The 21,147-nt window shown below is 74.1% G+C and carries 20 protein-coding genes; 9 read left to right on the plus strand and 11 right to left on the minus strand.

Annotation, left to right across the window (positions count from 1 at the left end):
• Window positions 1-355, plus strand: a 355-nt coding sequence (locus tag ABEB16_RS07210) for an alpha/beta hydrolase family protein (protein ID WP_345711582.1), incomplete at its 5' end; no start/stop codon positions are given.
• Here the strand turns inward: ABEB16_RS07210 and ABEB16_RS07215 are convergent.
• Entirely contained in the window at window positions 327-2,120 is a 1,794-nt protein-coding gene (locus ABEB16_RS07215; protein ID WP_345711583.1) for a glycoside hydrolase family 15 protein, read from the minus strand. The genes ABEB16_RS07210 and ABEB16_RS07215 overlap by 29 nt on opposite strands.
• A gap of 117 nt (window positions 2,121-2,237) precedes the next feature.
• Window positions 2,238-3,116 carry a zinc metalloprotease HtpX gene (htpX, locus tag ABEB16_RS07220; RefSeq protein ID WP_345711584.1) on the minus strand — a complete coding sequence of 293 codons (879 nt, stop codon included), beginning with the start codon at window positions 3,114-3,116 and terminating at the stop codon, window positions 2,238-2,240.
• A gap of 258 nt (window positions 3,117-3,374) precedes the next feature.
• On the opposite strand from htpX, the gene ABEB16_RS07225 reads away from it, so the two are divergent.
• From ABEB16_RS07225 to ABEB16_RS07240, 4 genes are all read left to right on the plus strand, one after another.
• Window positions 3,375-5,300: a 2-oxoacid:acceptor oxidoreductase subunit alpha gene (locus ABEB16_RS07225; RefSeq protein ID WP_345711585.1), complete on the plus strand. Its 1,926-nt coding sequence runs from the start codon at window positions 3,375-3,377 to the stop codon at window positions 5,298-5,300.
• Entirely contained in the window at window positions 5,297-6,388 is a 1,092-nt protein-coding gene (locus tag ABEB16_RS07230) for a 2-oxoacid:ferredoxin oxidoreductase subunit beta (protein ID WP_425560124.1), read from the plus strand. The genes ABEB16_RS07225 and ABEB16_RS07230 overlap by 4 nt, the downstream gene beginning before the upstream one ends.
• Window positions 6,389-6,411: 23 nt before the next feature.
• Window positions 6,412-7,368, plus strand: a complete 957-nt coding sequence (gene rarD / locus ABEB16_RS07235; RefSeq protein WP_345711586.1) for an EamA family transporter RarD — start codon at window positions 6,412-6,414, stop codon at window positions 7,366-7,368.
• Window positions 7,369-7,431: 63 nt separating this feature from the next.
• The gene (locus ABEB16_RS07240) at window positions 7,432-8,145 is read left to right on the plus strand and encodes a DsbA family oxidoreductase (protein ID WP_345711587.1); all 714 of its coding nucleotides are present in this window, start codon (window positions 7,432-7,434) and stop codon (window positions 8,143-8,145) included.
• Window positions 8,146-8,206: 61 nt separating this feature from the next.
• Here ABEB16_RS07240 and ABEB16_RS07245 read toward each other — a convergent pair whose 3' ends face one another.
• Window positions 8,207-8,746, minus strand: a complete 540-nt coding sequence (locus ABEB16_RS07245) for a DinB family protein (protein WP_425560126.1) — start codon at window positions 8,744-8,746, stop codon at window positions 8,207-8,209.
• Window positions 8,747-8,888: 142 nt separating this feature from the next.
• Here ABEB16_RS07245 and ABEB16_RS07250 point away from each other — a divergent pair, with 142 nt between their 5' ends.
• Complete coding sequence (locus ABEB16_RS07250; protein WP_345711589.1) at window positions 8,889-9,923, plus strand: helix-turn-helix transcriptional regulator; 1,035 nt, start codon at window positions 8,889-8,891, stop codon at window positions 9,921-9,923.
• Here ABEB16_RS07250 and rfbA read toward each other — a convergent pair.
• Window positions 9,887-10,759: a glucose-1-phosphate thymidylyltransferase RfbA gene (gene rfbA, locus ABEB16_RS07255; protein WP_345711590.1), complete on the minus strand. Its 873-nt coding sequence runs from the start codon at window positions 10,757-10,759 to the stop codon at window positions 9,887-9,889. The two genes, ABEB16_RS07250 and rfbA, sit on opposite strands and share 37 nt — an antisense overlap.
• A 92-nt stretch (window positions 10,760-10,851) precedes the next feature.
• Window positions 10,852-11,769 (minus strand): ribokinase, encoded by a 918-nt coding sequence (locus ABEB16_RS07260; protein ID WP_345711591.1) that lies wholly within the window; start codon window positions 11,767-11,769, stop codon window positions 10,852-10,854.
• A gap of 130 nt (window positions 11,770-11,899) precedes the next feature.
• Here ABEB16_RS07260 and ABEB16_RS07265 point away from each other — a divergent pair, with 130 nt between their 5' ends.
• The 3 genes from ABEB16_RS07265 (at window position 11,900) to ABEB16_RS07275 (ending at window position 15,424) form a co-directional block, all read left to right on the plus strand.
• On the plus strand, window positions 11,900-12,958 hold the full coding sequence (locus ABEB16_RS07265) for an ATP-dependent DNA ligase (RefSeq protein ID WP_345711592.1): 1,059 nt from the start codon (window positions 11,900-11,902) through the stop codon (window positions 12,956-12,958).
• A gap of 1 nt (window position 12,959) precedes the next feature.
• Complete coding sequence (locus ABEB16_RS07270) at window positions 12,960-13,973, plus strand: DNA polymerase domain-containing protein (RefSeq protein ID WP_345711593.1); 1,014 nt, start codon at window positions 12,960-12,962, stop codon at window positions 13,971-13,973.
• Between the two features lie 410 nt (window positions 13,974-14,383).
• The gene (locus tag ABEB16_RS07275) at window positions 14,384-15,424 is read left to right on the plus strand and encodes an LGFP repeat-containing protein (protein WP_345711594.1); all 1,041 of its coding nucleotides are present in this window, start codon (window positions 14,384-14,386) and stop codon (window positions 15,422-15,424) included.
• Between the two features lie 752 nt (window positions 15,425-16,176).
• On the opposite strand, the gene ABEB16_RS07280 is transcribed toward ABEB16_RS07275, so the two are convergent.
• From ABEB16_RS07280 to ABEB16_RS07305, 6 genes are all read right to left on the minus strand, one after another.
• Entirely contained in the window at window positions 16,177-17,085 is a 909-nt protein-coding gene (locus ABEB16_RS07280) for a CARDB domain-containing protein (RefSeq protein ID WP_345711595.1), read from the minus strand.
• Window positions 17,086-17,227: 142 nt separating this feature from the next.
• Window positions 17,228-17,572, minus strand: a complete 345-nt coding sequence (locus ABEB16_RS07285; protein WP_345711596.1) for a hypothetical protein — start codon at window positions 17,570-17,572, stop codon at window positions 17,228-17,230.
• A complete protein-coding gene (locus tag ABEB16_RS07290) occupies window positions 17,569-18,141 on the minus strand; it encodes a DUF6907 domain-containing protein (RefSeq protein ID WP_425560125.1) in 573 nt (190 codons plus the stop codon). The genes ABEB16_RS07285 and ABEB16_RS07290 overlap by 4 nt, the downstream gene beginning before the upstream one ends.
• A complete protein-coding gene (locus ABEB16_RS07295; RefSeq protein WP_345711598.1) occupies window positions 18,138-18,461 on the minus strand; it encodes a hypothetical protein in 324 nt (107 codons plus the stop codon). The genes ABEB16_RS07290 and ABEB16_RS07295 overlap by 4 nt, the downstream gene beginning before the upstream one ends.
• Window positions 18,462-18,720: 259 nt before the next feature.
• Window positions 18,721-19,677, minus strand: a complete 957-nt coding sequence (locus ABEB16_RS07300) for a CARDB domain-containing protein (protein ID WP_345711599.1) — start codon at window positions 19,675-19,677, stop codon at window positions 18,721-18,723.
• A gap of 81 nt (window positions 19,678-19,758) precedes the next feature.
• On the minus strand, window positions 19,759-21,147 hold a 1,389-nt coding region (locus ABEB16_RS07305), incomplete at its 5' end, for a benzoate/H(+) symporter BenE family transporter (protein ID WP_345711600.1).

A 21,147-nucleotide genomic window follows, 5' to 3' on the forward strand; every position in this document is an offset into this window, starting at 1 on the left:
CGCGGAGGAGGCGCGCCCCGGCTTCGCCGCGGGAGCCGCACCCGCCCTGCTCGGCGGCCCGCCCTCCGACGTCCCGGAACGCCTCGCGGTGGCCGACCCCGTCCGCCTCCTGCCGCTGGGGGTGCCGCTGCTGGCCGTGACCGGCGGCGACGACGACGTCGTGCCGCCGGAGCAGTCGCAGCGGCTGGTGGCGGCCGCGCGCGCCGCCGGTGACGAGGCGCACCTGGTCGTGGTGCCCGGTGAGGACCACGGCGCCCACCTCGACCCCGCCTCGGAGTGCTGGCGCACCGCGGTGGGGTTCCTGCGCGAGCGCGCGGACGGCCCGCTCAGCGCTCCAGCGCCCGGTCGAGGTTGATCGCGGCGCTGATGAGCGCCAGGTGCGTGAACGCCTGCGGGAAGTTGCCCAGCGCTTCGCCGGAGGGCCCGATCTCCTCCGCGTAGAGACCGACGTGGTTGGCGTAGGTGAGCATCTTGTCGAAGACGAGGCGCGCCTCGGCGAGGCGGCCGGCCGCCGTGAGGGCGTCGACGTACCAGAACGAGCACAGGTTGAACGTGCCCTCGTCGCCGCTCAACCCGTCGTGGCCGGTGCGGGCGTAGCGGTGCACGAGGCTGTCGGAGACCAGCTCGGCGCGGATGCGCTCCAGCGTGGACAGGAAGCGCGGGTCGGTGGGCCCGGCGAACTTCACCAGCGGCATGCACAGCACCGACGCGTCGAGCAGCCCGCTGCCCGGGGCCATGACGAAGGCGCCGGTGGCCGGGTCCCAGCACTCTTGCTGCACGAAGCGGTAGGCGCGGGCGGCGAGCTTGCGCCACCTGCCCTCCGGCGCGGGCAGGCCGCGGTCCCGGGCCAGCCGCAGGCCGCGGTCGTAGGCCACCCACGTCATGAGCCCGGAGTAGGTGAAGCGCTGCCGGGGCCCGCGCACCTCCCAGATGCCCTCGTCGGGCTCCTCCCAGTGGTCGGCCAGCCAGTCCAGCCGCCGCGACAGCGCCGTCCACAGGTCGTAGGAGATCGGCACCTCGCGGTTGTAGAGGTGCACGGAGTCCATGAGCTCGCCGTACACGTCGTGCTGCACCTGGTCCACGGCGCCGTTGCCGATGCGCACCGGGCCCGAACCGCAGTAGCCCTCCAGGTGGTCCAGGTGCACCTCGGGGATGTCGGGGCTGCCGTCGACGGCGTACATGATGTGCAGGTCCCGGTCGGCGGGCACCTCCTCGCACCGCACGCGCACCCACTCCATGAACGCGGTGGCCTCCTCCAGGAAGCCGAGGTTCATCAGCGCGTAGACGGTGAAGGCGGCGTCGCGCAGCCACGCGTAGCGGTAGTCCCAGTTGCGCTCGCCCCCGAGCTCTTCCGGCAGCGACGTCGTCGGCGCCGCCACCAGCGCGCCCGTGGGGTGGTAGACGAGCAGCTTCAGCGCCAGCGCGGAGCGGTTCACCACCTCCCGCCAGCGCCCCTGGTAGCGCGAGCCGCTGAGCCAGTTCTGCCAGAAGGCCGCCGTGCCCCGGAACTGCCGCTCGGTCTCGCCGGGCGCCAGCGGGCGCACCTCGCCCTCCCAGTCGAGGACGACGTCGACGTGCTCGCCCTCGGCGAGGGGCACCTCGGCGGTGACGCCGAGGCCGTCGGCGCCGACGCGCAGCGGCACCGGGGTGCGCAGCACCACCCGGCCCAGGGCGGACTCGAAGACCGCCCCGACCCCCTCGACGAGGGTGGTGGTGTGGGTGGCGCGGCCGTAGTCGAAGGCGGGCCGGCAGTCGAGCTCGAAGACGGCCGTGCCGCGCACCGAGGCGGCCTGCCGCACCAGCGAGCCGCCCGGCGCCCGGAACTCCCGCAGCCTGGGCACGATGAAGTCGACGACCTCCCCGACGGCCTCGGGGGCCAGGAAGCGGGTGATGAGCACGTTCGTGTCGGACAGGTAGAGCTGCTTCTGCTCCCTGGAGGTGCGGCAGCGCAGGGAGAACCAGCCGCCGCGCTCGGCGTCGAGCAGGCAGCCGAACAGGGAGGGCGCGTCGAAGCGGCCGGGGCAGTACCAGTCGATCGTGCCGTCGGTCCCCACGAGGGCCACCGTGCGCAGGTCACCGATGACGCCGTGCTCGGCGATGGGCAGGTAGGGGCGACGCACGCGCGACCTCCGTGGGCTCTCGCCCGGCTCCCCGTCGAGCCGGTCCCCCCACTGTGCCCCCGCGGCGATCGGCGGTCGCGCCGAGCGGGGCCTGCGGCCGCCCCGCGGCCCGCGGCGTCAGCGGCGGTAGCCCGCCTGGGCCTCCAGCCGGGCGATCCGCTCGGCCATCGGGGGGTGGGTGGCGAACAGCCGCGCGACGCCCCCACCGCGGAACGGGTTGGCGATCATCATGTGGCTGGCGTTGACGAGCTCGCGCTCCGGCGGCAGCGGGAGCTCGCGGGTGCCCATCTCCAGCTTGTGCAGCGCCGAGGCCAGCGCCAGCGGGTCGCCCGTCAGGCGCGCGCCGTCCTCGTCGGCGTCGTACTCGCGCGTCCGGCTGATGGCCAGCTGCACGACGGTCGCGGCCAGCGGCGCCACCAGGGACAGCAGCAGGACCGCCAGGGCGTTGGAGCGGTCCTGGTCCTCCCGCCCGCCCGCGATGCCGAAGAGGGCGCCGAACTGGGCCACGGAGGTGATGAGGCCGGCGATGGCGGCGGCCGCGGAGGAGGTGAGGATGTCGCGGTTGTAGACGTGCATCAGCTCGTGGCCCAGCACGCCGCGCAGCTCCCGCTCGGTGAGCACGCGCAGGATGCCCTCGGTGCAGCACACCGCGGCGCTGGCCGGGTCGCGGCCGGTGGCGAAGGCGTTGGGCGCCATCGTCGGGGAGACGTACAGGCGCGGCATCGGCCGGCCGGCGGCGGTGGACAGCTCCCGCACGATGCGGTGCATCGCGGGCTGCTCGACCTCGCTCACCGGCCGCGCCCGCATCGACCGCAGCGCGATCTTGTCGCTGTACCAGTAGCCGTAGACGGTGCTGCCCAGGCCCAGCAGGGCGAAGAGGACCAGCACCGCCGAGCTGCGCAGCGCACCCGCCAGCAGCCCCCCGACGAGCAGCAGCAGCGCCCAGACGAGCCCGAAGAGCGCCGCGGTCTTCAACCCGTTGTGGTGGCGGTGCACCCCTGGGTCCCCCCTCCACGTCGTCCGGTGCGCGGCGCGCGTGGGCAGCGTGCCGCGTCCTGCTGCAACGCGCACCCGGCGGGCCGGGTTCCGCCGGGTGCGCGTCGCGGGCCCCGGCCGGCGCGGCGGAGGCGCTCGCGGCGGGTGGTGCCCACGTGCTGAGACGCCCGTCCCGGCGGGCCCGGAGCCGGGAAGGGATCAGGCACGCCTCGCCTTACAGTGGAGGGTGCCCCCGAGCGAAGGACGGCCACACCCCTCATGAGCGTCAAGCAGGTCCAGCGCGTCGACCGCGTCGTCATCCGCTTCGCTGGGGACTCCGGCGACGGCATGCAGCTCACCGGCGACCGCTTCACCGCCGAGACCGCCGCGCTGGGCAACGACCTGGCGACGCTGCCCAACTTCCCCGCCGAGATCCGCGCCCCCGCCGGGACCGTGCTGGGCGTCTCCAGCTTCCAGCTGCACTTCGCCGACCACGACGTCATGACCCCCGGGGACCACCCGGACGTGCTCGTCGCGATGAACCCCGCGGCGCTGCGCTCCAACCTGCGCGACGTCCGGCGCGGGGGCACGGTCATCGTCGACTCCGACGAGTTCACCAAGCGCAACCTCGCCCGGGTCGGCTACGGCGCCAGCCCGCTGGAGGACGGCAGCCTGGAGGCCTACCAGCTGCACGCCCTGCCGCTGACGTCGCGCACGGTGGAGGCGCTCGCCGAGTTCGGGCTGTCCCGCAAGGACGCCGAGCGCAGCAAGAACATGTACGCGCTCGGCCTGGTGTCCTGGCTGTACAACCGGCCCACCGAGGGCACCGAGCGCTTCCTGCGGTCCAAGTTCGGCAAGCGCCCGCAGATCCTCGAGGCCAACCTCGCCGCCTTCCGCGCCGGCTACAACTACGGCGAGACCGTCGAGGGTTTCGCCGTCACCTACGAGATCGCCCCCGCGCCGGCGCCGACGGGCACGTACCGCAACGTCACCGGCAACACCGCGACCGCCTACGGCCTCGTCGCCGCCGCGCACCGCGCCGGGCTGCCGCTCGTGCTGGGCTCCTACCCGATCACCCCGGCCTCCGACATCCTGCACACGCTGTCCGGGCTCAAGCGCTTCGGCGTCACGACGATCCAGGCCGAGGACGAGATCGCGGGCATCGGCGCGGCGCTGGGCGCCTCCTACGGCGGCGCGCTGGGCGTGACGAGCACCTCCGGGCCCGGTCTGGCGCTGAAGGCGGAGACGATCGGCCTGGCGGTCATGCTGGAGCTGCCCCTCGTCGTCGTCGACGTGCAGCGCGGCGGCCCCTCCACGGGCCTGCCGACGAAGACGGAGCAGGCGGACCTGCTGCAGGCGATGTTCGGCCGCAACGGCGAGGCCCCCGTGCCCGTCGTGGCCCCGCGCTCCCCCGCGGACTGCTTCGACGCCGCGCTGGAGGCCAGCCGCATCGCGCTGGCCTACCGCACCCCGGTGCTGCTGCTGACCGACGGCTACCTCGCCAACGGCTCCGAGCCGTGGCTGCTGCCGGCGGTGTCGGAGCTGCCGGACCTGCGGGTGGAGTTCACCACCCAGCCCAACGCGACGGCCGCCGACGGCACCCCCGTCTTCCAGCCGTACAAGCGCGACCCCGAGACGCTGGCCCGGCCGTGGGCGGTGCCGGGCACGCCGGGGCTGGAGCACCGCATCGGCGGGCTGGAGAAGGCCGACCTCACCGGCGAGATCTCCTACGACCCGGACAACCACGAGCGGATGGTGCTGCTGCGCCAGGCCAAGGTGGACGGCGTCACCGTCCCCGACGTCGTGGTCGACGACCCGGGCGCCGCCACCGGCGAGCCGGCCGACGTGCTCGTGCTCGGCTGGGGCTCCACCTACGGGCCGATCGCCGCGGCGGCGCGCTCGGTGCGCGAGGGCGGCGAGCGGGTGGCCACCGCGCACCTGCGCCACCTCAACCCGTTCCCGGCCAACCTCGGCGACGTGCTGCGCTCCTACCGGCGCGTGCTCGTGCCGGAGATGAACCTGGGTCAGCTGCGGCTGCTGCTGCGGGCGCAGTACCTCGTGGACGTCATCGGCCACAACCGGGTGCGCGGGCTGCCGTTCACCTCCGCGGAGCTGGCCGAGGTCGTCCGCACCCACCTCGACGAGCTCGCCAAGGAGCTCGCCGACGAGACGATCAGCGACGAGACGACGGGAGCGGGCCGGTGAGCCCTTCGATCCCCCTGCAGGTCCCGACCTACCGCGGGTCCACCGACGGCCTGCGCGACGTGCCGCACCTCGACGAGGGCGTGGCGCTGAAGAAGAAGGACTTCACCTCCGCCTCGGAGGTGCGCTGGTGCCCCGGCTGCGGCGACTACGCCATCCTCGCCGCGGTGCAGGGCTTCATGCCGGAGCTCGGCATCCGCCGGGAGAACGTCGTGTGCATCTCCGGCATCGGCTGCGCCTCCCGCTTCCCGTACTACCTCGAGTCCTACGGGATGCACTCCATCCACGGGCGCGCCCCGACCATCGCGACCGGTCTGGCCACCTCGCGCCCGGACCTGTCGGTGTGGATCGTCACCGGTGACGGGGACTCGCTGTCCATCGGCGGCAACCACCTCATCCACGCGCTGCGCCGCAACGTCAACCTGACGATCCTGCTGTTCAACAACCGGATCTACGGCCTGACGAAGGGGCAGTACTCCCCCACCTCGGAGCAGGGCAAGGTCACGAAGTCGACGCCGCAGGGCAGCGTGGACGCCCCGTTCGACCCGGTGTCCCTGGCCCTGGGCGCGGAGGCCACCTTCGTGGCGCGCACCACCGACTCCGACCGCAAGCACCTCACGTCGGTGCTGCGGGCGGCGGCGGAGCACCGCGGCGCGGCCCTGGTGGAGATCTTCCAGAACTGCCCGATCTTCAACGACGGCGCGTTCGACGTCCTGAAGGACCGCGAGCAGGCCGAGGCCCGCATCGTGCGGCTGGAGGACGGCCAGGTCGTGCGCAGCGGCGACCGGGTGGCGGTGCGCTCGGCCGCCGGCGGGGTGGAGATGGTGGCGGAGGCGGACCTGGCCGGGCGCGAGCCGCTGGTGCACGACGTCGCCGCCGACGACCCCTCGCAGGCGTTCGCGCTGGCGCGGCTGTCGGAGCCGACGATGGGCAGCGTGCCGATGGGCGTGTTCCGCTCGGTGTCGCGCCCCACGTACGACGACCTGGCGCGCGAGCAGGTGGCGGCGGCGCAGGAGCGGGCCGGCGGCCCGGCGACCGACGACGACCTGGCCGCGCTGCTCGCGGGCGCCGACACCTGGTCCGTGGCGTGAGCCGCGGGGGCACCCCGCCACGGGTGCCCCCCGCGCCCCCCACCACCGGCGGCGCCCTGGGCGACCGCACCGGGGTCCTGGCGGGTGCCCTCGCCTACGCGATGTGGGGCGTCTTCCCGCTCTTCTTCGTGCTGCTGGCTCCCGCCGGCTCGATCGAGGTGCTCGCCCACCGCGTCGTGTGGTCGCTGGTGGTGTGCGCGCTGGTGGTGGTGGCGCGGCGCGCGTGGGGCCCGCTGCTGCGGGTGCTGCGCACGCCGGCGCAGCTGGGGCTGCTGGCGGTCGCGGCGGTGTTCATCGCCGTCAACTGGGGCGTCTACATCTACGCCGTGAACGCCGGCCAGGTGATCGAGGCGTCGCTGGGGTACTTCATCAACCCGCTGGTGACGGTCCTGTTCGGCGTGCTGCTGCTGCGCGAGCGGCTGCGGCCGGGGCAGTGGGCCGCGGTGGGCACCGGGGCACTGGCGGTGGCGGTGCTGACCGCGGCGTACGGGCGGCTGCCGTGGATCTCGCTGGTGCTGGCGTTCTCGTTCGGGATCTACGGCCTGGTGAAGAACCGGGTGGGCCGGCACGGCGGCGGCGTCGACGCGCTGTCCAGCCTCACCGTGGAGACGTCGCTGCTGTTCGTCCCGGCCCTGGCGGCGGTGGTGGTGCTGTCCGCGACCGGCCGCGGCACCTTCACCGGCGAGGGGCCGCTGCACGTCGCGCTGATGGTGACGACGGGCGTGGTGACGGCGGTGCCGCTGCTGCTGTTCGCGGTGGCGGCCCGGCGGGTGCCGCTGACCACGATCGGGCTGCTGCAGTACTTCGCCCCGGTGCTGCAGTTCGTGTGCGGGCTGCTGCTCGGGGAGACGATGCCCGCGGCGCGCTGGGCGGGTTTCGGGCTGGTGTGGCTGGCCCTGGTGGTCCTCACGGTGGACACCGTGCGCGCCTCCCGGCGCCCGCGCGGTGCACCGGTGCAGGTCGTCGAGCCGGCCGGGTGACCCGCCGGAACAGCGGCGCTCCCCCGGAGGTTGTCGGAGCGTGAATTCCGCGGGAGGAGCGCTGTGAAGGTCGAGATCTGGTCCGACGTCGTCTGCCCCTGGTGCTACATCGGCAAGCGCCGGTTCGAGGCGGCGCTGGCGCGCTTCGAGCACCGCGACTCCGTGGAGGTGGAGTGGCGGGCGTTCGAGCTGGACCCCACCGCGGAGTCGGCCACCGCCTCGCGTGGCGGGGACGACTACGCCCGCCGCCTGGCCGCCAAGTACGGCACGGGCCTCGAGCAGGCGCAGGGCATGCTCGACTCGATGACGCAGGCCGCCGCCGCGGAGGGCCTGGACTTCCACTTCGAGCGGGCCGTGGCCGCGAACACCGCCGACGCCCACCAGGTGATCCACCTGGCCGCCGGGCACGGGCTGCAGGACGCGGTGAAGGAGCGGCTGCTGCGCGCGTACTTCACCGAGGGCGAGGCCGTCGGCGACCGCGACGTGCTGGTGCGGCTGGCCGCCGAGGCGGGGCTGGACGCGGCGGAGGTCCGCGCGGCGCTGGCCGAGGACCGCCACCTGGCGGACGTGCGCGCCGACGAGGCCGAGGCCGCCGCCCTCGGGGTCCGCGGGGTGCCGTTCTTCGTGGTGGACCGCAGGTACGGCGTCTCCGGCGCCCAGCCGGCCGACCAGCTGCTGGCCGTGCTGGAGCGGGCGTGGGCCGAGAGCCGGCCGCTGACGCTCGTGCCGGCCGCCGAGGGCGGCGAGGCGTGCGGGCCGGAGGGCTGCGCGATCTGAGGACGCCCCAGGCGCGCCGGGAGGGGCCGGGTCCTGCGGGGGCCGGCCCCTCGTGCACGTCTCACCCCATCGTCTTCTGCCCGTCGAGGGCCTCGCGGACGATGTCGGCGTGCCCGGCGTGCTGGGCGGTCTCCGCGATGACGTGCAGCAGCGCCCGGCGGGCGCTCCAGGAGGCGCCGGGCTCGAACCACGGCGCCTCGGGCAGCGGGTGGGCGACGTCGAGGCTGGGCAGGGTCCGCACCACCTCGTCGGTGCGCCGGGCCACCTCCTCGTAGCGCTCCAGCGCGCCCGCGAGGGTCTCCGCCGGCAGCAGGACGTGCTCGGCGGCCCACTGCTGGGCGACCTCCTCGTCCCAGCCCGTCATCGACGGCATCGCGCCGGTGCCCTCGACGATGAAGCGGACCCACATCTCCTCGGTGGCCGCGACGTGCTTGACGAGGCCACCGACGGTGAGCTCGCTGACGGTGGTGCGCCGGCGGGCCTGGTCGTCGGTGAGGCCCTGCGCGGTGAAGCGCAGGAAGTGCCGGTGCCGCGCGAGGGACTCCAGCAGGTCGGCGCGCTCGGTGCTCACGGCGGCGGTGCTCACGGCGGCGGTGCTCACGGCGGCGGTGCTCGCGGTCTGGGTGCTCACGGTCTCGTCCTCCTCCTCGGCGGGCGCCCGATCGGGCTGCACGCACCACGCTAGGGACCACTGGTGCCAGTTCCCGTCCTCTTCGCGGGCCGATCCGCGGCAGACTCGGGCCGTGGCGGACACCGGCGCACGCACCCTGCGGATGCTGTCCCTGCTGCAGGCGCGGCCGCACTGGCCCGGCACGGAGCTCGCGGACCGGCTCGGCGTCTCGGTGCGCACGCTGCGCCGCGACGTGGAGCGGCTGCGGGAGCTCGGCTACCCGGTGGACGCCCGGCGCGGCGCCGCGGGCGGCTACCAGCTCGCCGCCGGTGCCGCGCTGCCGCCGCTCGTCCTCGACGACGAGGAGGCCGTCGCCCTCGTCGTCGGCCTGCAGTCGGCCACCCAGGCGCCCGTGGCGGGGACCGCGGAGGCCTCGCTGCGCGCGCTGACGAAGGTCGTGCAGGTGCTGCCGCCCCGGCTGCGCCGCCGCGTGGAGGCCGTGCGGGCGGTGACGGTGCCCGGCGCGCTGGAGACCGGCCCGCTCCTGGCGCCCGAGGTCCTCACCGCGGTCGCGCTGGCGTGCCGCGACGGCGAGCGGGTGCGCTTCGCCCACGACGGCGGCCTGCCCGAGCGCCACGTCGAGCCGCACCGCCTCGTCCCGCTCGGGCAGCGCTGGTACCTCGTCGCCTACGACCTCGCGCGCGCCGGCTGGCGCACCTTCCGCCTCGACCGGATCCGCGACGTGCGGCCCACCGGTTCCCGGTTCGCGCCGCGGCCGCTGCCGGCGCAGGACGCGGCGGCGTTCGTGCGGGACGCCGTCGCCGGCGCCCGGACCGGCGTGGAGGTGGAGGCGTTCGTGCGGGCGGGGGCCGACGGGGTGCGGCGGCGGCTGGGGCGCTGGGCGGAGGTCGCCGACGCCGGCGACGGCGGCTGCGTGGTGCGGATGCGCGCGGACGACCTGGTGTGGCCGGCGGTGGTGCTGGCCTCCCTCGGCGCGGAGTTCGAGGTCGCGGCACCGGCGGAGCTGCGGGAACGGCTGCGGGAGCTGGCCGGGCGCCTGGCCCGGGCCTCGGGGGCGGGGACCGGGGCGCAGGGGGCGGGGACCGGCGCCCCGGGGCGGCCGGGCCCCGCTCAGTCCCGCCCGCGCCGCAGCAGTTCCAGCAGGTAGTCGCCGTACCCGCTCCTGGCGAGCTCCCCGGCCCGCTGGGCGAGGTCCTCGTCCCGCAGCCACCCCTGCCGCCAGGCGACCTCCTCGGGGCAGCCGATCTTCAGGCCCTGCCGCGCCTCCAGCGTCGCGACGTAGTTGCCCGCGGCGAGCAGCTGGTCGAACGTGCCGGTGTCCAGCCAGGCGGTGCCGCGCGGGAGGACCTCGACCCGCAGCCGCCCCGCGGCCAGGTAGGCGTTGTTCACGTCCGTGATCTCCAGCTCCCCGCGCGCGGAGGGGCGCAGGCCGCGGGAGATCTCGACCACCTCGTTGTCGTAGAAGTACAGCCCCGGCACCGCGTAGCTGCTGCGCGGGGAGGCCGGCTTCTCCTCCAGGGACAGCACGCGGCCGGCGTCGTCGAACTCCACGACGCCGTAGTCGCCGGGGTTGCGCACCCGGTAGGCGAAGACGGACCCGCCGGCCGGGTCGGCGAACCGCGCGAGCTGGGCACCCAGGCCGGGGCCGTAGAAGATGTTGTCGCCCAGCACGAGGGCGACGCTGGAACCCCCCACGAAACCGGCGCCGATGACGAAGGCCTGCGCCAGCCCCGCCGGCTCCGGCTGCGTGGCGTAGGAGATCGAGACGCCGAACCGGGCGCCGTCGCCCAGGAGCCGCTCGAACTGCGGGCCGTCGTGGGGCGTGGTGATGACGAGGACGTCGCGGATGCCCGCCAGCATGAGCGTGGTGAGCGGGTAGTAGATCATCGGCTTGTCGTACACGGGCACGAGCTGCTTGCTGATGCCCAGCGTGATCGGGTGCAACCGCGTACCGGTACCACCGGCGAGGACGATCCCGCGCATGTCCACCAAGTATGGAGGGACAGCGGCGTGGAGCTCCTGGTGACGGGAGGCGCCGGGTCCACCGGCAGCGAGGCACCGCGGCACCGGTGTCGTCAGCGCCGGCGCAGCGCCGCGTCCACCTCCCGCTCGGCCGGGTAGGAGTCGTGCGTGCCCACCCGCTGCACCGACAGCGAGGCGGCCGCCACCGCCCACGGCACCGCACCGGCCAGGCGCTGGCCGCGGGCCAGCCGGCTCGCCAGCGCCCCCACGACGGCGTCACCGGCACCGGTGCTGTCCACCACCGCCACCTGGGGCGCCGGGGCGAACCCGGCGCCGGAGCCGTCGGCCCAGCGGGCGCCGTGCGCGCCGAGGGTGACGAGGACCGAGCGGGCGCCGCGGGCCAGCAGCCGGCGCACGCCCGTGTCGACGTGCTCCTCGCCGCTGAGGTCGCGCAGCTCGTGCTGGTTGACGACGAGGGGGTCGCAGCGGGCCAGGACCTCCTCGGGCAGCGGCGCGGAGGGGGCCGCGTTGAGCACCACCCGGCCGGGCGCGGCCAGCGCGGCCAGCCGCACCACGTCCTGGGGCACCTCCAGCTGCAGGACGAGGACGGCGGCGGCGCGCACGGCGTCGAGGTCCTGCCCGACGTCGCCGGCGGGGTCGTCGCCGCGGGGCTGCCAGGCGTGGTTGGCGCCGCGGTCGAGGACGATGACGTTCTCCCCGGCGGCGGTCGTGACGTAGGCGGTGCCGCTGGCGGTGCCCGGCACGGCCCGCACCCGGGAGACGTCCAGCCCGGTCGCGGCCAGCCCCGAGCGCAGCGCGGAGCCGGCCTCGTCGTCGCCGGTGCGGGCCACCAGGGTGACGTCGGCCCCGCAGCGCAGGGCGGCGACCGCCTGGTTGGCGCCCTTGCCGCCGATCTGGGCGCGCACCGCCGTGGCCGTCAGGGTCTCCCCCGGTGCGGGCAGCCGGTGGACCTGCGCGACGACGTCGCGGTTGACCGAGCCCAGCACCACCACGGTCCCCTGCACCCGCACCCCCCGTTCCCCGCAGCCGCACCCGCAGCCGCCGACCCGCCCAGCCTGGCAGCCGCCGCGGCGGCGCGCCCCCGCGGGCACCGGGGTGTCGGGACCGCGGGGTGTCGGGACCGGCGGGCAGCATGGCGGCATGGACCTGCCCGTGCAGCCACCCGTCGCCCCCATGCTGGCGCGCGCCGGCACGTCCCTGCCCGAGCAGCCCGCCGGCCGGCCGCGCTGGTCGTTCGAGCCGAAGTGGGACGGGTTCCGCTGCCTGGTGTTCCGCGACGGCGGGGAGGTGGAGCTCGGCTCGCGCGGGTCCAGACCGCTGACGCGCTACTTCCCCGAGGTCGTCGCCGCCGCGCTCGCCGAGCTGCCCGGGCGCGTCGTCGTGGACGGCGAGCTGTTCGTGCCCGCCGCCGACGGGCAGCGGCTGGACTGGGACGCCCTCTCCCAGCGCATCCACCCCGCCGCCAGCCGCACCGCGCTCCTGGCGGAGCGGACCCCGGCGCGGTTCGTCGCCTTCGACCTGCTGGCCCTGGGCGAGGAGGACCTCACCGCCGCCCCCTTCGCCGAGCGCCGGGCCCGGCTGGAGCTGGCCCTCGCCGGGTGCGGGCCGACGTTCTCCGTCACGGCGGCCACCACCGACCGCGAGCGCGCCGCGGGGTGGTTCACCCGGTTCGAGGGGGCCGGGCTCGACGGGGTCGTCGCCAAGGCGCTGGACGCGCCGTACTCCCCCGGCGAGCGGACGATGACGAAGGTCAAGCACGCCCGCACCGCCGACTGCGTCGTGATGGGGTACCGCCCGCACAAGAGCCTGCCGGGCATCGGCTCGCTGCTGCTGGGCCTGTACGAGGGCGGGGAGCTGCAGATGGTGGGCGGGGCCTCGGCGTTCACCGCCGCCCGGCGCCGGGAGCTGCTGACCGAGCTCCAGGAGCTGCGGGTGGGGCCGGACGTCACCGCCGAGGGGGAACCCAACCGCTGGAAGCGCCCGGAGCAGGCGGTGTGGGTGCCGCTGCGCCCCGAACGGGTCGTCGAGGTGCGCTACGACCAGATGGAGGGCGAGAGGTTCCGGCACGCCGCGCAGTTCGTGCGCTGGCGCCCGGACCGGGACCCGCGCAGCTGCACCCGCGCGCAGCTCGACGTGCCCGCCCGCTACGACCTCGCCGACGTCCTGGCCGGTGCGGCCGGCGCGACCGGGAGGTCCTGAGGTGGCGGCGGCCGCGGAGGAGATCGACGTCGACGGCGTCGCCGTGCGCGTCACCAGCCCGGACAAGCGGTACTTCCCCGCCCTCGGCGAGGCGGGGACCAAGCGGGCGGTCGTCGGCTACCACCTCGCCGTCGCCCCCGCCCTGCTGGCCGCGGTGCGCGACCGGCCGACGTACCTGCAGCGCTTCCCCGACGGCGTCGAGGGCGAGGAGGTCTACCAGAAGCGGCTGCCGCACCACGCCCCGGAGTTCGTGCGGCGGTGCGCCGTCACGTTCCCCTCCGGCCGCACCGCCGAGGCCCTGCGCCCGGACTCCGCGGCGGCGCTGGTGTGGTCGGCGCAGCAGGGGACCATCACCTTCCACCCCTGGCAGTCCCGCTGCCCCGACGTCGACTCCCCCGACGAGCTGCGCATCGACCTGGACCCGCAGCCGGGCACGGGTTTCGACGAGGCCCGCACCGTCGCGCTGGCGCACCTGCGCCCGCTGCTCGACGAGCTCGGCTACGCCGCCCACCCCAAGACCAGCGGTGGCCGCGGCCTGCACGTGTTCGTGACGATCGAGCCGCGCTGGACGTTCACGCAGGTGCGCCGCGCCGGCATCGCCCTGGCGCGGGAGCTGGAGCGGCGCGCCGGCGGGCTCGTGACGACCGCCTGGTGGAAGGAGGAGCGCGGGGAGCAGGTCTTCGTGGACTACAACCAGAACGCCCGCGACCGCACCATGGCCAGCGCGCACTCGTTGCGCCGCACCGCCCGCGCCACCGTGTCGGCCCCCGTCACCTGGGACGAGCTCGTCGACGTCCACCCCGACGACCTCACGATCGCCACCGTGCCGGCGCGGCTGGCGCAGGTCGGCGACCCGTGGGCCGGCCGCGACCGGGTCGCGCACCCCCTCGAGCCGCTGCTGGAGCTGGCCGAGCGGGACGAGGCCGCCGGTCTGGGCGACCTGCCGTACCCGCCGAACTACCCGAAGATGCCCGGAGAGCCGAAGCGGGTGCAGCCGTCGCGGGCGAAGCGCTGAGCTGCGGGACGTCATCTAACTCGCCGCAAGGCCGCTCGCTATTCGCGAGCCAATGCTCACTCCACGACAACCTGGCGATCTTTCGCTCCCCGAACCTGAGGGGAAGGGTCTGCTGCATGATCCGGTGACAGATCAGATCACGCGGCCTGACTGGCCGATGGCGTCATGATGGTCTCGTATTCGATAGGGGTCAGTCGACCGCGTGGACGGCCAAGGCGGTGTGGGTCGACGTGCCCGGCCTCGCAGGCGGCGCCTGGTGGCGAGCTGAGGACTTCCGCCGGGGCTAGCGCCAGTAGGTAGGTATGGCCCTCCTCCGCTAGATCAGCAAGGCGTAGACGGTTGCTCCCTGTAGCTGGTAGGACGGTCCAGCCGCTGCAGGGGGTGGCGGCGTCATCGCCGGGGGGACCACTATGCGCCGCACCGCCTTGCTGACTGCTGCCGCTGCAACAGCGGCCTCACTTCTGACTGCTACGCCGTCAGCCACCGCTGCTGATAGCAGCGTCATCTTCGAGTACCAGTCCGCATGGACAACCTGCCTGCTGGGCAAGCCTGGCTTGCAGGTATACGCGAACCTCACGACACAGCAGCCCAACGTTACAGTGGACGTACTCATGGGTACGAAGGTCGTACGCTCAGCGACCTTCGCCGAGGCTGGCTGGCATGCGATGGAAGTGCCGGTGACAGGACATCCGATCGGTGCGACCAGCCTGACGAACCTGAGGCTGCTGCCTCGCGGCTGGAACACGACCAGCGCCGTGCGGGTCGACGGCTTCCAGCGCCGCTGCGACGGGTGGACAAGCCCGCAGCAGTACAACGCCGAGCCCGGCGGCAGCATCGGCTACGTGCAGCCGACGGTGACCCGAACCTCAGCCGCCGGCGCAAAGGTGTACGCCGCGGAGGGTGGGGAGCTGTGGGTCGGCTCCACCGGCGGGCACGCCCTCGACTCCGGCACGCTCTGGCACTACCAGCAGCTCGGAGCAGACGCCCCTAACGCGCCGTTGGGTCTGCCCACATCCAGCCTGTGGGGCATCCCCGGGGAGTGGGGCCCTCGGCACTCGGAGTCCTACATCACCTTTCAGCGTGGTCGCATCTATGAGCGTGGCCGCTACGGAACCCACGCCATGTGGGGAGAGATCGCCAAGAAGTGGTACGCCCTTGGCTACGAGAACAGCGTTCTGGGCTTCCCGTTCTCCTCCGAGGTGGCCTCTCCCAGCGGGCGAGGGCGCATGCAGTACTTCGGTGGCGGCTCCATCCTTTGGTCCGCTGCGACGGGGGCCCGTGAGGTCCACGGCTCCATCTGGGCCCTCTACGACAGCATGGGCGCTGACCGCTCCTACCTTGGTCTGCCAAAGTCGGATGAGTACGGCATCTCCGGCGGCAGGCGCTCGGACTTTCAGGGCGGCTACATCACCTGGACCCCGGCCGGCGGAGCAGTCGCGCGACGCTACTGACATCACAGCTGATGGTTCCTGCTGACGCGCATACACGCAGGTCAGCGACTTAGACGACTGTAAGCGCCCCCGCCGGAGTAGGCGGGGGCGCTTACGGTCGTGGAGTGTCTCTCAGGCGGCCTGGCGCTCCTGGAGGGTGCGGAGGACGTCACGACGGTGTCAGGTCGGCGGGTCGCCTCGATCACCGGCGCATTGCCCCGGGCGGTGTCGGATCATGTCGCGTGGCTGCAGAACGCCGGACCGTGAGGTTGCTCGGCGCTACGCGGGTACTCGCGGAGGCATCGTGTGGCGCGTCAGTGTTCCCGGCCGGCTACGTCTGGCGTATTACACGCCTACAGACGAGTACGTGGTGGATGCCCGGGTGCATCGTGTGGCTCCACTTCCCGGTGGTCGCGGACGGTAGCGCGGGTCACCTGCGTAGGCGGTGCTCACTAGGGGCGCGGCCTCGACCTACGGTGTTGCTGTGTCTTCCTCGTCCCCGGACGCGTGGCTCACGGCGGTGCATGCGGCGCTGCTGAGCTCGGGTCGTCGATCGGACTTCGCCACGGGGGTGGGGGAGACGGCTCGAGTACTCGCCGTCCACGCCGAGGACGATGTGACCACCGTGACGGGGCGGCGGGTCGCGGCCCTCACCGGCCGGTCACCCCGAGCGGTCGCCGAGCACGTCGCGTAGCTCCGCGCCGCGGGGTGGCTCGAGCGGATCTCGAACTCCCCGCGGCACGCCGGATACTGACTCACGGAGCCTGCATGGTTTACAGGATGATGTCGAGGTCCAAGACGGCGGTGAAGGTGCCCAGCAGCATTCCTGTGGGCCCATAGCGCTTCGTGGTGAGGGCCTTGGCCTGGAACCGGGTGAACCCCGCCGTGGTCCCGGCCGCGCAGGTGATGAGCGCTTCAGGAGTTCCGTAGTTCCACTTGTGGATTTCGCCGGTGTCCAGTTCGTTGCTGATGACCTGCAGTGGCCTCGTGGTGGCGGGCACGTCGATACGGCCGGAGTAGGCAAAGGGGCCGTTGTAGTTCCAGACGTCATGGCCGATGGCGGTGTCAAGCAGCCACGCCTCGGTGCCAGAGACAGGTAGGCCATCGGCGTCGTGGCAGGCGCCGTAGGCGGAACCGGTGACCATGGTGCCCAGGCTGGTCTCGGCGGTACTGGACGGAACGTTGGTGACCGCGACGACGCTGCCGCTGGCAGTCGTGCGCAGTCGGGTTGTGATGCCCGAGGAAATCGTGGCGGTGCGGGAGAGTTTGTTGTTGGACTCGTTGCCCTCCTTAATTCGTGCCGCGTCGTCGACGTAGGCGGTGATGCTCGGCGAGCCCGCAGCCGCGGTCCACGTGGCGCCGGCCGGGCCACCGTTGGCGACGACGGTCACCGACTGCCCCGGCGGCAGGGATGCAGTGAAAGAGTCCGACCAAGTCTTTAGGGACCCATTGACCTGGAACTGCACGCCATGCTTCACCCCGCTCGGAGTGGCCGCCGTGCCCTGGTTCTTGATCGTCGCGCGGAAGGCGACCGGTTGGCCGCCGATCGGCGCGTTCGGCGTCCATTCGACTGCGGTGACGATGAGGTCTGGTGCGGGTGTGGCTGCCTGCACGGATCCTCCGCCCGCGAGCAGCGCGAGCGTGCCCAGCGCCCCACCCATGATCTTGTTGCGTCGGCGCATGGCCGTACCCCTTCCCCCCCAGGACGAGCCGCCCGCCCGGCCTTGGGTGAGCGACCTGTGAGCCTACGGAGCGTGACAGGTCACCCACAAGGGCCAGTGGCGCGGCCTCATGCCATGAGGACATGAGGCCGCGCCACTGGGGCTACCTCGCGTTCGGCGATTCCTCCTGCCATGCGAGCGTCACGGCGCCGTAGGTCGTGCACCGGTGCAAGATCGCGGTGCCGTTGACCATCTCCACCTCGGCCGGCGCTGGTACGTCCCACGCCGAGCACAGCGCTTCGGCCTCGGCCCAGGAGCGCAGCGTGTACGACAGGACCGAGTCCGCCGCGTCGTACTCATAGCTACAGACGGTGATCGCTGTCACGGGGACGTCCGGCGCCATCGCCGCCAGCGTCCACGCCGCGACCAGGTGCCGGGCCAACCACGCCGGAGAGTGCGGATCCACGGCGTGGGTCTGCTCGACGACCCCGGCCGTGGCGGTGTTCATCGGACACCTCCCCGAGCCAGTGCCTCGCCGAGCGCGCCGCCCCGGATGAACGCTGCAAGATCGTCGGCGCTGACGTGGGCGCTGTCGTCGATGATCGACCAGGGGAGCAGGCCGGTGGCGCACTGAAAGGCCACCCACTCGTGGTTCTGGCCGAGGATGACCGCGACCTGCTGCAGCGTCCACACCAGACTGCCCGCCGGGGCGGTCTCCGGGGCGGGTGCTGTCTGCTCAGCGAGCTCTGCGGCCTGCTCCAGGGCCTCAGCCAAGCTCGGCCCCGTGCCGAGCCCAACCCGGCGCAGCCCTGCCGCGAAGGTCCGCGCCTCCACCGGCGTCAGCATGGCCTCGTGGCCCTCGAGGTCCAGGTAGACGTAGGGCAGCCGCCGGCTGGCGTCGGGGTGGGTCTCATCCCAGGAGGCCGACACCATCCAGCGTTCCCCATCAGGGGCACCGGAGTCGTTGCGCACGACGAGCGTGTGCCAAACCTCCCCGTGGGTGTCGAGGGAGTGGTCCACCATGCACCACGACGGGCATGACGGCAGCCGCAGCGGTGTCGAAGTCGCCGCGCTCACCGGGCACCGCCCTCGATCAGCGCGAGCATCGCGTCCAGCGAGTCGCGCAACGCGCGCACCTCGTGCACCCGCATCCGGGCCTGCTCGGCGTCCACGTAGACGTACGGGGCGGGGTCACTGTGGTCCTGCAGCAGCATGACCGCCACCACAGGCACCGGCACCTCCCGGTGCTCCGCGGTCGGCGGCAGGGACGCCGAGGCCGTCACGTACTGCAGTGGCCCCTGATAGGCGCCCATCCGGCACAGGTCGGTGTGCTCGCACCACGACGGGCACGAGGCAGTGCCCTCGGTGGTGGTGGGCAGGGTGGAAGACTGGTCCATGGGCTCGACTCCTCGCGCTGTGAGGTGTTGGGCCAAGACCCTCGCCCGGTGCTCCAACACCAGCGAGGACCGCCCTGCGGGCGTCTAGAACTCGCCCGACAACCAGGGCCACAACGCTCCCCTAGTCCGTGCACAAACCGCACGACCGCAGACCGCTCAAGCCGCCGACTACCCGAAGATGCCCGGGGAGCCGAAGCGGGTGCAGCCCTCGCGGGCGAAGCGCTGAGGGGACCCGCGCCCGGGCCCCCTCAGCGGTGCGTCACAGCCCGTGGGCGTCGAAGTCCACCGGCACGGTCGTGGTGGCCACCAGCGCGCCGGCCTGGCCCCACTCCCCACCGGTGACGACGTAGCGCTTCGTGGTGAGCGACTTGGCCTGGAACCGGCTGAAGTCCGCGGCCGCACCCGCCGGGCAGGGGACGTCCTCCAGGGCCGGGTAGTTCCAGCGCGCGATGGGCCCGAAGAACGAGATGCCGCGGGAGAGGACCTGCGTCGCGGTGGTGCCCGCGGGCAGGTAGGCGAGGCCGTCGCCGCCCCACGACCCCCCGCCCGGGTTGTACGTGTCGCTGCCGACGGAGGTGTCGAACAGGTAGCGCTCGCTGCCCTGCACCAGCAGACCCGCATCGGAGTTCGGGTCGTCGGTGTAGCAGGCCCCGAAGACCGAACCCGTCAGCGAGCTCGCCAGCCCCGTCGCGGAGCCGTACGCCCCGGCGGTGGAGGCCACCTGCACCGACCCGCCGTTGGTGAAGCGCACCCGCGAGGACAGCGACGGCGCCGCGGCCACGGACAGGCTGCGGCGCAGCGTGTTGTTGGTCTCGTTGGACTCGGCGATGCGCTTGGCGTCGTCGACGAAGGCGGTGACGGTGTGGCTGCCGCTGGTCGCGGCCCACGTCGCCCCGGCCGGGCCGCCGACGGCGGTGAGAGTGACCGACTGCCCCGGCGCCAGCGAGGCGGTGCGGTTGTCGGACCACGTCTTCAGCACCCCGTCGACCTGGAAACCCACGCCGTGGACGACGCCGCCCGGCGTGGCGGCGGTGCCCTGGTTCTTGACGGTGGCGGTGAAGGTGACCGGAGTCCCGGCGCCCGGCGCGGCGGGCGACCAGCCCACCGCGGTGACGACGAGGTCGGGCTGCGCGGCGGCCTGCGCCGGCACGGCGCCCCCGATCGCGGCGGCCACCGCGATGCTCCCGGCAGCCGCGAAGAAGCGACGACGCTCCATGGTTCCCCCCTGTGACGTTGTCCGCGCCCCCCGGCGCGAGCGCGATCCCCCCGGAACGCGCAGCGAAGACGCTAGGGCCGTTCACCCACCCGGAGCAAGGAGGCGCGCACGGCCGCGGGGCGGCCGGGCGCGGCGGCGGCCGGCCGTCAGCAGCAGCCACGCGGCGGTGCCCGCCAGCAACCCCCAGAAGGCGCTGCCCACGTGCGCCACGACCACCCCGGAGGCGGTCACCACCAGGGTGAGCAGCGCCGCGGTGCCCGTCGGGCCGTCGGCGGCGGTGGTGGCGCGCAGCGCCGCCAGCAGCGGCCCCAGCAGCGCCACCCCGGCCAGCGCCGCGACGAGCTCGGCCGGCAGCGCCGCGAACGCCGAGACCAGCCCCGCGCTGAACACCGCGACGACGAGGTTGCCCAGCCCGCACACCACCCCCGCGACGTAGCGGCGGGCGCGGTCGGGGTGGGCGTCCGGCCCGGTGCAGATCGCCGCGGACAGCGCCGCGAGGTTCGTGGCGTGCCCCCCGAACGGTGCCAGCAGCGCCCAGACCGCGGACACCGCCCCCACCAGCAGCCGGTCGTCGGGGTCGTAGCCGCTGGTCCGCAGCACCGCCAGGCCCGGGGCGTTCTGGGAGGCCATCGTGACCAGCAGCAGCGGCAGGCCGATGGCGAGCAGGGCGGCGGGGTCGAACGTCGGGGTCGTCCACACCGGCTGCGTGGGCGCGAGGTCCACCCGCACGCCGTCCAGGCCACCGGTGAGCGCCGCCGCGGCGGTACCGGCCAGCAGCGCGGCGGGCACGGCGTAGCGCTCCACCAGCCGGCGCGCCAGCAGGAATGCCACCGCCACCGCCCCCGCCACCAGCGGTGCGGCGGCCACCGCCCCCACCGCCCCCACGACGAACGGCAGCAGCACCCCGGCGAGCAGGCCGCTGAGCAGCGGCGGCGGCACCGCCGCCAGCGCCCGCCCGAACCAGCCGGTGGCCCCCAGCACGGTCGCGAGCACGGCCGCCGCCAGGAAGGCGCCGACGGCGTCGGAGAAGCGGTACCCGCCCAGCACCGCGATGAGCAGCGCCGCTCCCGGGGTGGAGTAGGAGACGACCACCGGGGTGCGGGTGAGCAGGCTCAGCGCGGTGCCGCTGAGGGCGCAGCCCAGCGCCAGCGCCCACACCCACGACGCGGTGCGGGCCGGGTCGAGGCCGGCGGTGTGCGCCGCCTGGACGACGAGGGCGAACGGGCCGGCGTAGGAGACGACGACGGCGACGAGCCCGGCCACCACGGCCGAGGGGCTCGCGTCGCGCCAGGCCGGCCGGCGCCCACCCGGGGGGACCGGCCCGCCGGACGTCGCCCCCGGCGGTAGCGGCAGCGCGCCGGGATCGGTAGCGATACTGTCAGCCGTCATGAACGACGGTAGCAGGGCGGCGGAGATCGCCGCCGAGCTCACCCGCCGGACCGCCGCCGCACCCCCGGGCCAGGCGCTGCC

The sequence above is a fragment of the Kineococcus glutinatus genome, assembly GCF_039542765.1.
GTDB lineage: Bacteria > Actinomycetota > Actinomycetes > Actinomycetales > Kineococcaceae > Kineococcus_A > Kineococcus_A glutinatus.